Source organism: Pseudomonas sp. Irchel 3E20 (assembly GCF_900187645.1).
GTDB lineage: Bacteria > Pseudomonadota > Gammaproteobacteria > Pseudomonadales > Pseudomonadaceae > Aquipseudomonas.
In genome coordinates, this window is the sequence record NZ_FYEE01000008.1 from 160,715 (window position 1) to 174,473 (window position 13,759).

General features: G+C 54.7%; 10 protein-coding genes. 2 read left to right on the forward strand and 8 right to left on the reverse strand.

The window, feature by feature from the left end; genetic code table 11:
• Window positions 1-3: 3 nt before the first annotated feature.
• Both CKW13_RS16255 and CKW13_RS16260 read left to right on the forward strand, forming a co-directional pair.
• Window positions 4-762: a Slam-dependent surface lipoprotein gene (locus CKW13_RS16255; RefSeq protein ID WP_095109641.1), complete on the forward strand. Its 759-nt coding sequence runs from the start codon at window positions 4-6 to the stop codon at window positions 760-762.
• A 144-nt stretch (window positions 763-906) separates the two neighbouring features.
• The gene (locus CKW13_RS16260) at window positions 907-2,355 is read left to right on the forward strand and encodes a surface lipoprotein assembly modifier (RefSeq protein ID WP_256576602.1); all 1,449 of its coding nucleotides are present in this window, start codon (window positions 907-909) and stop codon (window positions 2,353-2,355) included.
• Window positions 2,356-2,380: 25 nt separating this feature from the next.
• On the opposite strand, the gene CKW13_RS16265 is transcribed toward CKW13_RS16260, so the two are convergent.
• The 8 genes from CKW13_RS16265 to CKW13_RS16300 form a co-directional block, all read right to left on the reverse strand.
• Window positions 2,381-3,568 (reverse strand): glycosyltransferase family 4 protein, encoded by a 1,188-nt coding sequence (locus CKW13_RS16265; protein WP_095109643.1) that lies wholly within the window; start codon window positions 3,566-3,568, stop codon window positions 2,381-2,383.
• Entirely contained in the window at window positions 3,568-4,818 is a 1,251-nt protein-coding gene (locus tag CKW13_RS16270; protein ID WP_256576603.1) for a glycosyltransferase family 4 protein, read from the reverse strand. The genes CKW13_RS16265 and CKW13_RS16270 overlap by 1 nt, the downstream gene beginning before the upstream one ends.
• Window positions 4,819-4,893: 75 nt before the next feature.
• Window positions 4,894-6,603: a hypothetical protein gene (locus CKW13_RS16275; RefSeq protein ID WP_095109644.1), complete on the reverse strand. Its 1,710-nt coding sequence runs from the start codon at window positions 6,601-6,603 to the stop codon at window positions 4,894-4,896.
• Window positions 6,604-6,667: 64 nt separating this feature from the next.
• Window positions 6,668-7,114, reverse strand: a complete 447-nt coding sequence (locus CKW13_RS16280) for a hypothetical protein (protein ID WP_095109645.1) — start codon at window positions 7,112-7,114, stop codon at window positions 6,668-6,670.
• A gap of 14 nt (window positions 7,115-7,128) precedes the next feature.
• Window positions 7,129-7,776 (reverse strand): HAD family hydrolase, encoded by a 648-nt coding sequence (locus CKW13_RS16285; protein WP_095109646.1) that lies wholly within the window; start codon window positions 7,774-7,776, stop codon window positions 7,129-7,131.
• Window positions 7,773-8,459: a cytidylyltransferase domain-containing protein gene (locus tag CKW13_RS16290; RefSeq protein ID WP_095109647.1), complete on the reverse strand. Its 687-nt coding sequence runs from the start codon at window positions 8,457-8,459 to the stop codon at window positions 7,773-7,775. Before CKW13_RS16290 ends, CKW13_RS16285 begins: the two co-directional genes overlap by 4 nt.
• A complete protein-coding gene (locus CKW13_RS16295) occupies window positions 8,456-10,078 on the reverse strand; it encodes an aldolase catalytic domain-containing protein (protein WP_095109648.1) in 1,623 nt (540 codons plus the stop codon). Before CKW13_RS16295 ends, CKW13_RS16290 begins: the two co-directional genes overlap by 4 nt.
• Complete coding sequence (locus tag CKW13_RS16300; protein WP_095109649.1) at window positions 10,075-13,758, reverse strand: DUF6270 domain-containing protein; 3,684 nt, start codon at window positions 13,756-13,758, stop codon at window positions 10,075-10,077. Before CKW13_RS16300 ends, CKW13_RS16295 begins: the two co-directional genes overlap by 4 nt.
• Window position 13,759: the final 1 nt, after the last annotated feature.

Consider the following 13,759-nt stretch of genomic DNA (forward strand, 5'->3'; position numbering starts at 1 on the left):
GAAATGAAATCTTTTAACTGCACAGTATTGGCATTGGCACTTCTTGGTTTGACTGGCGTTGCTCAGGCAGACAGCGCCTCGGGGCAAAGTTACACCGGCACTATCGTTGTAGGCGGTACTGGCGCCACATCGCCCAATCACCCAAGCTCACCTGGCCAGCCTGCGGTGGGGGTGCTGGCCTTCTACGGCGGCGCAAAAGTTCCGTTCAGCGGCCTCAAAGGGATGGTGGCAACCGACACCAATGGCGTCACCACCATCACCCCCGCCATGATGCCGGCCTCCCACTCGGCGCTGGGCAACTTCGACTTCAAACAGGTTGCGGCCCAACAGGTTTACTACGGTGAGTGGTCGCAAAACGGCGCCACCAACGACCCGACTCGCGTTGTCTACTACTCCGGCGACACCGCCGGCCGCGTGCTGCCGACCACCAACGTGACCTACGCGGTACAGGGCATCAACAACTACTCCGGCGCCAACCTGCTGTCCGGCGACCTGACCGCTACCTTCGGCACCGCAGCGCCGAAATTGACCGGTTCGCTGGCCAACAGCGCATTGAAAGTTCAACTGTCCGCCAACATCGATACCGCCACCGCCAGCTTTAACGGCGCGGCAGTCGGGCAAAACCTCGCCACCGGCGCAGCACCGATCGTTGGCACCACCACCGGCAGCTTCTTCGGCGCCGGCGCCAACGCGTCCCTGGCCGGTATCGCCAAGTTCGCCGACCGCAACTACGACACCGCTTTCGGTGGCGTGCGTAAGTAAGCCAAGCCTCACCGTTTGAAGTTGCACCACAGAGCAAGTGCCTGAACTTCCGGGCACTTGCTTTTGGCGTTTTAGAACGACCCCGAGAGCGCAGTAATGCCCCCATTTCCTTGCATGCGATGCTTAACCCTTCTCCTGCTGCCCATGTCCCTGGTGCTGCTCGCGGCCCCGGCGATGAGTGCCGACCAGGACACCAACCTGCGCCTGAACCAAACCATCGAATACCGCGCCAATGAACAAGAGCGCGAGTTGCTCAAGGATGAACAGCCCAACGGCCACGACGCGCCGCTGCTGACCATCGACGGCCAGACCTACAGCGTGGGCAACAACCTCGATGAACTGGGCCGCGCGCTGTACCTGTCCATCGAGCGTCGCCAGTGGGCGGCGGCGGCCGAGTACCTCAAGCGCTACAGCGCCCTGCCCGGCCACGACGCCATGCTGGTGGCCTACGCCAATGGCGCACTGGCGCGCAACGACGGGCACCTGGAACAGGCCGAAAGCGACTACCGCCAACTGCTGGCGATGCAGGCCGACTTCCTGCCCGGGCGCCTGGAGCTGGCGCGGGTGCTGTTTGAAAACCGCAAGGACCGCGAAGCACACACCGCGTTCCAGCAGATCAGCAGCGGCCTCAGCCCCGCCGACGCCCAAGCCATGGGGCTGGGCAAAACGGTCGACAGCTTCCTCCAGGCCCTGGACAACCGCGAAGCCTGGCAAGGCTCCTTCGCCATCGGCCCGACCTGGAGCGACAACCTCAACCAGTCCTCCGAAAGCACTGTGACCTACCGCATGGTCACCCCCGACGAAACCTACTACCTCAAGCGTTCACTGCCCAAAGCGGTGTCCGCCCATGGCGTGGACTACGAAGGCACCCTCAACAAACGCATCGCCCTGAGCGGCCACCATGGCGTCTTCGCCCGTGCGCTGCTCTACGGCCAGGCCTACGACGCGCAAAGCAAATACAACGAAAGCACCCTCACCACCAACGCCGGCTACAGCTACCACGATGGGCGCAACCAATATTCCGTAGGCCCATCGTTCGAGTTCAACAGCATCGGCGACAACGCCATGTACGACGCCTGGGGCCTGCGCGGCGAGTGGCTGCACACCCTCAGCGCCACGCGCCTGTTCAAGCTCGAAGGCGAGTACAAAGACATGGCCTACAAGCACGACATCAACACCAACAACGACGGCGCCACCCGTTCGGTCTACGCCACCCTGTGGCAAGCCCTGCCCCAGCGCTGGACCCTATTCGGCGGCGTCGACATCACCGACCGCGACGCCCAGGACCGCACCGTCGCCTACCTGCAAAAAGGCCTGCGCCTGGGCGTGGCCAAAGACTTCGAGGTCGGCGCCAGCGCCGTACTCTTCGCCTCCTACCGCAAACGCCAATACGACGCCTACAGCTCAATCTTCGATGCCCGACGCAACGACGACGAACAAGCCTACACCTTCATCCTCCGCGCCCCACGCCTGGCCGTGTACGACCTCATCCCCAGCCTGACGGTCAAGTACAACAAGGTGCAGAGCAACGTTGATTGGTTTTACAGCTACGACAAAAACAGTGTGAGTTTGAAGTTGGAGAAAGCGTTCTAGAGCGGTAGGCGCAGGGCCAGGGCAGTCAACGATCCTTAAGCAACGTCAACACGTCCTTGGCCATGGGCTGCATGATTAAACTGCGGGCAAAGCGTTTGACGAACTCGGGGCGCGGCATCTGCTCCAGGCGCAAACGCTCCAAGGCAAGTACCGCCTGATCCACATTGCAGGGCGCAAAAACCACCGCGTTGGACACTTCCGCGGCGAGAAAGTCCGAGGCATAACCGGCAACCCCGGCCCAGATAGGCTTGCCGGTCGCGGCGTACTCAAACAACTTGGAGGGCAGCACGCGGCGAAAGGCCCTGAAGTCATTGAGGTGCAAAAACAGCACGTCAGCCTGGTGATAAATATCCAGCAGTTGATCCCGGGGCATGGGCGCTATCAGTTCGACATTGTCCAGCCGCCCGCTCGCCACAGCCTCGCGCAGCATCTGCACCCGCCCGCCCGCACCGACCACCCGAAAATGCACCCGCCCCTGAAGGCGCTGTGCCAACTCCGGCACTATCAGGTGCAAGCCTTGCCCGTCACCGATATTGCCCGCGTAAAGCACTTGCAGTGGTCTATGCGCAATCGTTGGGACGACGGGGCTTTGCGGAAACTTGAGAAAGTCGTCGTCAATGCCATTGGAATACAGCGAAAAATGCCGGTTGGGGTACTTATCCTGGAAATGCTTCAGGAAGCCGGGCGAGACCAGGTTGATCTTGTCAGCCCGCCGAAAAGCCCAACGCTCCAGAACACCGAACAGCTTACTCAGCGGCTTACCCACCGGCACACGGAACAGCTCCTTCACGTTCTTGACGAAAAGGTCACGGATGTCGAGATACAAAGCCGCGCGCTGGCGGTAGGCAATCCAAGCGCCAAGTACCGCCGTCATCAAACGCGAGGACGTGGCGATAACCAAGTCATAGCGATCTTCCCTCGCTAACCGATCCGCCTGATAGGCAAATGCCGCGAAGGATTTGGCCTGGTCAACAAAACCGCTCTTGTGGGCAGGCAATTGAATGCGGCGAACCCGCACACGACCTTCCTGCTCGAACGCATCAGTGACACTGGCGTGGCAGTGATAACGGTTGGGCTGGGTGGTCAGCACATCAATCTGCACACCATCGCCCGATTGCTCACGCAATGCCTCCACCAACGCCTGAGCGCGAAACGAACCCGCGCTCAGGTCCGGCGGGTAAAAAAATGTCAGCAGCAGAATTCGCTTAGGCATCAGGCAGCACGGGCTCGGGAGTGGGTTGCATCGCCCAACACCCGCTCATACAGCGCCAACAACTCATGCTCCTGGCTCTCCCAGTTGAGCAGCGCTGCGGCCTTGCGCGATTGCGCGGCATAAAAGCGGCGCTTGTCGGCATCGGCCACCAATTCGCGCAGTGCGGCCACTAAAGCGGCGCTGTCGCCGGGAGGGACCAGCAACCCCAGGTCATGCTCACGGACTACGCGACGGATTTCCGGCAGATCGGAAGCGACCACAGGCAGCCCGGCCTGCACATACTCGAACAGCTTGTTGGAGTCGGTGGTGTAGTGATTCAGGCAAGTGTTCTCGATGGGCTGCACGCCAATATCGGCCGACGCCGTATAGCTGGGCAGTTCGGCCAGCGCGACCGTGGGAATGAAGCGCACGCGATCCTGTAACCCCAGTTCTGCGGCGATGTCGCGAAGGCTCGCCTCCAGACGACCGCCGCCAATGAACACAAAGTAGGCACCTGGAACATCCGCCGCAATCCGTGCCAGGCGCTCCAGCCCACGCCCCTGCTGCACGCCGCCCTGGTACACCACCACAGGCCAGGGCCGCTCCAGGGCCAGCTCCTCACGGATGCGACCTGATTGCTGCACTGCCTGCCTACGCGGTCGGTTCTGCAGCACCACCGGGCGGGCGATGCCATAAGCCCGGGCAAAAAACTTGGCACGGGCTTCAGTGGTGGTAATGGTTCCATCGGCCCGCGGCATCAACCACTTCTCGACCACCGCCACCAGTTTGCGAAAACTCGTATAACCCTCGCGGCTGGTGCTGATTTCGTGGGCATCGTAGACCAGCCGCGCACCCGACAACTTCGCCGCCAGCCATGCGGTAGGCAGTGTATTGACGTCATGGGCATGGACCACATCCGCGTGAAGGCGCGCCATATGCCATACGAGGCCGCCGTGAGTCCACAGCCGCGCAACGATGCGCAGCACCTGCCGTGCCGGGCTCACCCCCTTGATCGGGCCACTGGCAGTAGGCCGAACCTGAGCAGCACCAGCAGACGCAGTGCCCCCCTTGCGCCACTTCCACAACGGGCTTCGGGCGACTCGCACCACCTGCACGCCGCACGACACCACCTCCCGCTCACGGGTCACCCCTGGTGTGTGCAGCGCATGCACCGTCACCTGATGACCGGCAGCACAGAGCGTTTCTGCTTCTTTTAATACACGTGCGTCGTTGCGGAACTCATTCCACACAACCATGGCAATCTTGGCCAAACACCCTCCAAACAACATGCCCGGCCAACATCCACAGCCGCGCTTCAAGAACTTCAGTCATCACAACTGAACACATTAACGGTTTTCGTAACTTTCAAGCATGGGATCAAGCAATTCGAGTGCCATCCGGTAGGCCTGGCGCTGGCATGCCTTGTCGAAGGCAAAAGCCAACGCGGCTAAACGCACGTCTGCCACATCTACGCCGCTCAGGTCCACGCACTGTTTTTCGGCCTCCGCCAGGGCTGCCGGCAACAAGGGAAAGATCCTTTCATTAACCGGCCAGCCAGCGCCCAAGGGCTCGAGCGTCCAGCGCCCCCAATGGCAGGCCCAGACTTCTTTCCCTGAGTCGTGCCATAACGCATCGGGGCCCAGATCAGAGGTCATGATTGTCAGTTGCATGGACTCCAGCCTTGCCTTGATACCGGCCAGCGAATCCGCCAGACGCTCGACCAACGGCCCTTCAGCCTCGTTGGCGAACAGGTGCAGGCGCGGCACGACCTGCTCGTCAAGCCGCTGCCAAAGCATCGGCCGGGAACGGCTGAACAGCGCCACCAGCGACGCATCCGGGCGCACAGCAAACAGGCTGGACGTTACCGCCAGCGCCGCACGCTTGGACTGCTGAGGCTCGATCGGCGCCACACCCGGCCACTCGAACACGTGACAATGAAAACTCTCGACTTGCTCCACCAAACACAAGCGCGCAAGAGGTGCCCGGGGCTCGTTCATCTCGCTGAACAAACTCGCCTCATGGCGCGCTAACGCTGTCCGATTCTTACCGAACAGCTTGACCAGAAATCGCCTGTGGTCGCCCTCGGCCTGCACGTCCACCGTCCACATCAGCAAATCGGCCATGCCGGACGGCAACAGGTTAGTCTGTGGCTCGCCGTCGATATGCTCCACCACTCGGGCAATCAAGGGCGTCAGCCACGCGGGCAGGGTATCGGCCTGAGCCAGCGCCCACATACCGTTGGCCCCGACAGGAGGCGCCTTACCCACATACACGTGCCCCTGGAAAAGCAGCGCATTCAATTGCAGGCGTTGCTGGTAAAGGTTCGTCAGGTCCGTGACAAACGCCACCACGCGACGGAACACTTGGCGCACCAACAACAAAGCGGCGATCGCCCACAGCATCGAAACGTTCGACCCCAGCAGGATATCGACGACGATGCAGCCAAACGTCACAAAGAAACCCACGTTGGCCAGCACGCCGATCAAATGGATCAGCTCTTTCGCAGGCTTGCCGCGAAACGTCGGGCTGTAGCGAAACGTACTCACCAGTACGATCCACACAATGGCCAGATAACCGCTAATCACCAAGGCCTGCAGCGGGTAGACCTTCAACAGCAGCGCGCCGGCTAACAGAATAAAAACAGCCCCCGCCTGCGCCCCGGCAAACCGCTGGTAAGCCTTGCTCAGAAGCTGCTCCTGATTTTCAAACAGGCTCAACTTACGACTGCGGGCAATCAGCGTGCGCGCCCCATATGCCGAGAGCTTGCCGATCAGCGCCTCAGCCAACAGGTGCAGAATGAAAAACTTGATCGCCGCCGCACACAACGCCAACACCAGGGTCGGCCGGCCATAACCGTGCAGCAACGACGGGAAATACGAAGGGATATTTGCCGAACCCAGCAAAATCACGACCTTCAAGGGCAACAGCGCTGCCAGCAACGCGGCGACCTGGGAAACCAGCGTACACAGCACGACAAGAAGGGTCGCGCCAGGCACCACTCGAAAGACCTTGCCTCCCACGGAAAACGTCCAGCGTGCGGCTGCCATGAGTTGCATAGATTTTTTCCAAAAAATGGCCCCCTTCAGACGGGGGCCGGCACTCTAAATAATGCTCAAAAAATTAAGCATTCTTCCATGTAACTTTCAAGCGGGTCTTAACTTTAGGTACGGTATCCGGCTTAACCTCTTCATAACTCATAGTCACCGAAGGGCTGCCCTTCTTCATGTAACTGACCACATACAGTCCTGCCTGTTCCTTTCTGACTTTGCGAACATAGCCCCGCTTTGCAAGCGCTGCATACACAGCGCCTTCTACAGACATCAGGTTCTCGGAGGACTCGAAAACATAACGCTCAAGATGCCCGTTTTCTTCATCAATCCGAGTGTAGCTACGAAGCTGGCCGACCACTTCAAGGGCATTGCCATCTGGCAAATACAGCGCATTTTTATGCACAGCCTGAGTAGCACTGGTCTGCTGTTTGGCAGACGCGTCTGCTTTTCCTTCTGGCGCTTCACTGCATGCCGTCAACGATACCAAAACGCACAACGCCAATGTTTTCTTAAACACCCCAAACTCCTTAGTCACTTCAACGCATCCAAACCATCTACGATGATTAAATTATGTTTTGAACAATGCTCCTGCCAACCGGAAAACTCACTCCAGCGTGACAGAAAAACAAAGTCCAGATTATTTTCCAGTGAAACTTGATGGTCGTATCTACTGTCCCCAAGAAATAATGCGGGCCTTGCAATATTTCCTGTCGACATCTCGCGTGCCACGATATCGGACTTATCATCAGGGCTGCCAAATATACCGCCATCGAACATGCCCGATAAATCACGGGCAGCGAATACTTCGCGCAATTCCTGTTGATCGCCCCCGGACGCTACCAGCCAACGAGTGCCCGCCGTTTTTTCACGAAGTTCACGCAGCCCCGGCGCAATCGCACACGAAAGCAACCCCTTTCTCACCTCTTGCGCATAAGCCTCGAGAAGCTCATGCAACAACGGCCCTTGCACACTGGCAGGAACAATATGCCGTAGGAAATACTCAAATTTCTTATAGCGGGAAATTCCACCATTCTGCACGTGATGCTTAACAAGCGCATCTGCCGCATGAGCACCGTAGGGTATGGCCGCAAGGCGAAAAGCTTCAGTCTTGATGCGGTTAGAATCCAGTATGACGCCATCGCAATCAAACACTAATGTTCGGTAGTCGCTTAGCCTCATACCGTCGCCACTCTACTATCGAGCATCGCTTCCGCTAATTTGAAGTCATCAGGCCAATCAATATCAAAACCTGAATTGCCGCTCGACACATGTAAAAAAGGCTTTACGCCGATTCGATCCGCGTAGGTGCTGTAGTTCTTGCGCCCGGAAATAAACACAGCACTATCTACTTCATACACAGGTTTGATTGTCTGAGTACGGGGCCACTTCTCCAAGGTCCGATCGTAGTTAAGTGGACCTTGCTCGTCCCAGAGAAAGCCGTGAACCTTCTTCACCGACATCAATGAGTCAAACCCACTATCCAATGCCTTGAAATACTCTGCGATGGCGTGTTCATAGGAGGAAGACGTATAGAACGGCGATGTCACGTGCGTCCAGACAATATGCTCTTGCGATGTCACCTGAGCGGCAAGCGCCACTAACTCATCGGTACTTGTAACGCTACTCGACAACGCATCATCACGTTCATGAAGAACCAACTTCTTTGATTTCAAAGAGCGCGCATAGTCGAGAATTTCCTGGTCATTCGTACTCAGCACTACTTCATGAATTTTCTCGCAGTGATCCAGCTGATGTAGTTTCACCTGAATCAAGCCAAACTCATAGCCCGAAAATTTCTTTATATTCTTCCGGGGTACACGTTCGCTACCTTTACGACATGGCAAAAAGCAGGAAACACTCATAGTGGAGCTCCAATATCCCCATAAACGCTGGATAACGGCAGGTCATAACGAGACGGAGTAATTGCCAACAACGGCACCGCGCCTACACTACTCTTATACATTTCCAGAAGCTTATTCATTTCAGCGTTACGTGGATCATCTGCATTGTAGCCATCAAAACCGGCCAACAAGACACGTGAGGCCTTGCCACTGGCAATCACAGCCAATGCATAGGCAATAACCAATGCTGTTGGCAACACGCAATGGTTCGGGTGGAAACCAAACTCACCAAACCGGACCTCGATCCCAAAATCGAAGAGCTCTTTACCGCGCAAGGCCTCGCACACTTCGGCAGGCAACATTGAGGCCGGGGTAATCAACGGCTGCGGTAGATTCACATGTTCATCGCAGTCCGCCAGCAAACGTACTGGGTGGCAGGCTAGACGTACATCTATCAACTCAGCACTCAGTTGTGCTTGAGTATTGAGCGCCATGACAAAGGGTTTTGCAGAGCGAACATAGCGTTCCAATGCATCCCGATGCGCCTCCACGCCTGGCCCTGTTCCCAACAACAAAACCTCACGGCCAGCAAATACCTCAGCAGGTGCCCATGTGCCCCGTGGTGGGCCTTGGTAAAAATTACGCGCTGCATCAAGAGTGTTCAAACTGAATTTCTTACCGCCTTCCACTCGCAAATGCTCAATGACTGCAAGCATATCTTCTTCGCTGTATCGGGAATCTCCGAGCATCTCCTGAATGTACGTGGGGTGAATCCCGTACTTACCTGCCAGAAAATAATAAGTATTCGTCCCCCAGCCACACTGTTGCTGAAGTGGCTGGAAGTACTCTCGAATCAAGCCCATTAAAGGCACGATATTACAAGCACCACCTGAGCGCTCTGCCAACTCGATGGCGAGGTACTCCGTCTTCGCATTACCGGGGCCACGTCCCATTCCGGTAACGGTTGCGTCAAGCCAGGTCACACCCTCATCCAGTGCCCGCAGCGTGTTTTGCAGAGCCAGTCCCATATTGTCATGGGTGTGGATACCCATAGGACCGGCCCAATAACGACGGAACCACCCAATAACACGAGCCGTTTGGTCAGGATTCATACTGCCCATGCTGTCCGCAAAATAGAGGGCATCCAACGGCCATCGACTTGCCTCTAGAGCCAGAGCCTCGATATCTGCCTGGCTGCGTTCCGCCACCTGCATCAGGTTGAAACCTACGAGAAAACCGCGCTCTTTGAGCCATGATGATGCAGGCAGTGCGAGTGAAAACTCATGAACATGACAAGCAATCCGAACCAACTTCACCGGGGAGGTTGCCGCTGATTCGGGGAAGAGTCGCTCTAGGGTCGCTTCCAGGCCTGGCGTGCTGCCTACCAATTCAGAGGCGTTAACCATTACTCCAACCATAGGGCCCTGTGGTAGAGCAAGGCTGCGGAGAAAATCATCGGTGGTATATGCAGTGGCTCCTTGGAAGCCAGAGTTCTTCAATGAACGAAGCCCAATTTCAACAATATCGATGTTGGCCGCGGACATCGCATACAAATATTCATTTATAACATCGACAGAAAAATTCCAGCTATTGTAATAACCACCATCCCTCAGCGTGCAGTCAAGAATCAGACCCTTCATTCTTCATTCCCTTTAAATACTTTATTTGACTTAACGGTACTACTACGACTCGAAGACCGAACAAAACCGACAGCTTGAAACATTGCAGATTCATCACCAACATCAAAACGAGCAACTGGGTCAGATTGGTACGCTAAGTACTCAACACGCTTGCCATCTTTGAGTAAATAAAATGCATAGCTTGCATCTCCCGCCTCTAAAGCTACAGTGCTCGGGTGAATTCTACAGGTAACACCCTCCTTCTCTGAAACCGAAAGAGACACGCGATCAATCAAAGAAGAGTAAGCACTGTCTATTCTTTTAATTTCACCGGAAAGTGAATCAAGAGAAAAGCTCTCAGAAAAAATGTACTTAAGAAAATCGAACACAAATGTTCTTGGAGGGGCCGTATGGCCTTTGCCCCAAGAAGAGGAAAGATACAGATACTGTTTCGGCATCAACCAAGTGCCACCCACATCGACCGAGGGCAGACAAATATCTTTGTAATACTGTGGCAAATGAACATTGAGGTGATGTTTATCATGGGCATTTTGAAGGTAAATTACGGTATTTTCCTGCTCAGACGCATGAAGCTGGTAGTCAATACCCGCCTGATGAAGTCTCTGAGCATTATCCCCACCACTGGCAGAGGGAAAACATACATCTAGATAGTCACGTACAGAAGCTGTCGAATACAAGCTGATATCGGTCTGCGGATTGGCGCAAACTGAAAAGCTGCCAGGCAACTCTCGGCCATAGTAAAGGCTCGCAAAACCACCGCCGCTACCGCCATAAAAAACAGTGCGGTTGTGCCCCACAGATTTCGAAAAATTATGCACAAGCTCTTTGATAGCGGCTTGGCATTGAAAATCTTGCGCGCCCGCGTACCAAGCTAAGGACAACTCATTGTCATTGGTTATAGAGGGATCGCTAATCATAAGAATATTGGCATCCACGACACCAATAGCCCCATTACCGGCAAACGCAGGCATCTTACTAGCGCTCGTTCGAGTCAACGCGGAATGAAAGAAGACCAACAGATTGTTAGAGGGATGAGGTACAAAGCGAAAGTAGAACTCTCGCTCCTGCACCTTGCAGAGGTAACTTGCTGCAATCTCTCTTGAGATCTTTTCAAAGCCGACAGTATCAGTAAGGTCTATCGGCTCGTATTCATTTCGGCTGGAGCCTGGCTTCATTTCCTCAGACTCAGACAGCACGGTCAGATCAACCGCTCGGACAATTGCTTTGCCACTTCCCTTCAAACGCCATGTGATGTTAATTCCACGCTCATTCGGCTCTGAAGGTACATGCAGGGATTGCCCCAGGCTGAGGTACTGATTCTGTACCGTCTTACCGTTCTGAGAGATAGCGACGACAGCACTCACCGATAACTGGCGATCCGTCCTCCCAAGAAAGCGAACCACCGCCTCTTTGCCTGCTGGAATTTGCCCAATGCCTTGGGGCGACCCCACTTTCCCACCGGAAATAAGCCGCAGCAGGGCATGTTTTTTTCGCGTATCGCAAGTGATTTGGATAGCAGTTTCCATGACCTGAACATCGACGCCTTCGGCCTCTCTAATCACAGCATTTTTCAGGTCAAGTTCATAACTATTGCCACCCCATACAGCAGCAAAGAATGCTCTCATCAAATCTGGTTTTATTGAGTAGGAAACTTCCGACCAATTACGACTTTTCGACGCATCATCGACCACCCACGACTGCGGAACAAAATGTGTATTGGGGTGAAGGTGGTCCGTGTGCATCGCGCTACGGGCGCCGTAACCTATTCCTTTCTTTCCGTTAAACCGCGCTACGTACATTGAGTCGGTTAAAAAACTGGTCAGGAACATCGAGACATAGTACGCACAGGCAATTTTCTTCTCAGCGCGGGCGCCGACCAGGTCGACGACCGAGCTGATAGGAACCAGCCCCTCAGTAATCTCTCGGAGCAACTTGGTTTCGCCCACACAATTTTTCAATCTGAAACTTGAAACATCCTCGCCTTCGGCAGAGGTAAGCCCATCAAAGATGAAGACCGCATCGGCATGCTTTTGCAGGACATCTGCAATAATGGCTCTTATTGTCTCAACTTGCTCACGCCAAACTCGCTTTTCTACGCAGATCCCAAACCAGAAAACTGCAGAGGACGAGCCTAATTTCAGTGTCAAATCCGGATCTTTGATCGCCAGTTGTGCCAGGCTATCAGCAACTACCAACTCGTCGAATCGACCAAAATCCGCGGGGCGCATTTGCGGGTATCCCGGCACAATCAAATATTTATTATTATCAAGTAAGTAATCACTAAGGGCTTCGGCAGATGCAAAGTCCAGCCCCTCTCCTCGCCCAAACAGCCTGGGCACAGGATAGAAGCTGCCGCCATTGATGCTTAACACCTGCTGCCCTTCCTGCAAGTACTTCTTGAACGACAGAACTGAAGGCAACATGTCATAAAAATAGTGGTAAGGGCGCCCATAAGACACCATGACACCTGCGCTTTCTATTTTTTGAGCGCAGAAGTAGCTATTCAACTGCTCTTCACGCCCCCCACAAAAGTCATGCAATGCATTAAAGCAATCATTGGGCAAGTCGATTGCATCGAGCTTCAATAGAACCCTTAACGATGGATAATACAGTGCACGGCAGAATTTATGATGCTGAACTAATACAGCAAGAACACCCTGATCGTCGAAAAACAAGAAGTTACGTCCAACCAAATAGACGCTGCCCACTAACTGCATGTTGCCCTGGCGTCGAGGAGAAATGAGTTCAACCTGCCCCCCCGACAAGGCTTCTTGCATGATGGCAGTAATATTGTCACTTGCAACTTGATTGTAAAAATCCGGAAAAAACGGCAGTGTGGCGACACTATCGCCTAGCGATGCCTGTACGACTTCAACGGCATCATCAAAGCGCAACTGTTTCAGTTGTTCTGCTAGCTCCGATATTCCTTGAGTGCCGCTAATATTTTCGCGGGCATCTTTAATCGAAGCGATTATCTTCATATAAACCTGAGGCATGTAATGAAAGGGACTGCGCCCCCACTTATGGTTGGCGTCTGCAACAACGCTTTCTTTTGTAAACTGGACAAACTGGGTACTACTCAAATCCTGAGCCATCCGCTCATACATCCGCATCAGGAACTGATTATTTTTTTCAATCCAACCCTTTCGGTACATCGCATCGAACGTGACACCAGTAGAATCTTGAGATGCCCACAGAGCCTGACTCACCCGTAGTTTATGAAGACAGCCATGATGACTCAATATGTCGACTAGCCGTTCCCAGCCGCTCAGCCAAAGCTCATAGTAACGTTGACTCAGCGGCAGAACGACTTCAAGCCCCTCATAAACGGACTTCACATCTGTTTTAAGCATTTCATTTGAAAGGGTAAAAACAGTATTTTCATCCTCCGAGACGAGCAGGCCGAAGCGCTCATCAATCAGGTCGACAAGCAATACATCAAAGTCAGTCGACACCACAACATCAGCGAAAGATTTATTCAGTTCATACCCCAGGATCCGGCGCTGAAAGTTTGATTCCACATTGTCGAGAGACACTTCTCGATCGCAGGCTGCGGTTCCAACGCCCGCTATCGAGGATCGGGCAAAGTATTCAATCAACTCCATATCCGCGAAACCGTTAAGTTCCAGTGCATCGCGCGATACGCAGCTTCCAAACAACAGAACCTTCACTTTTTGCATA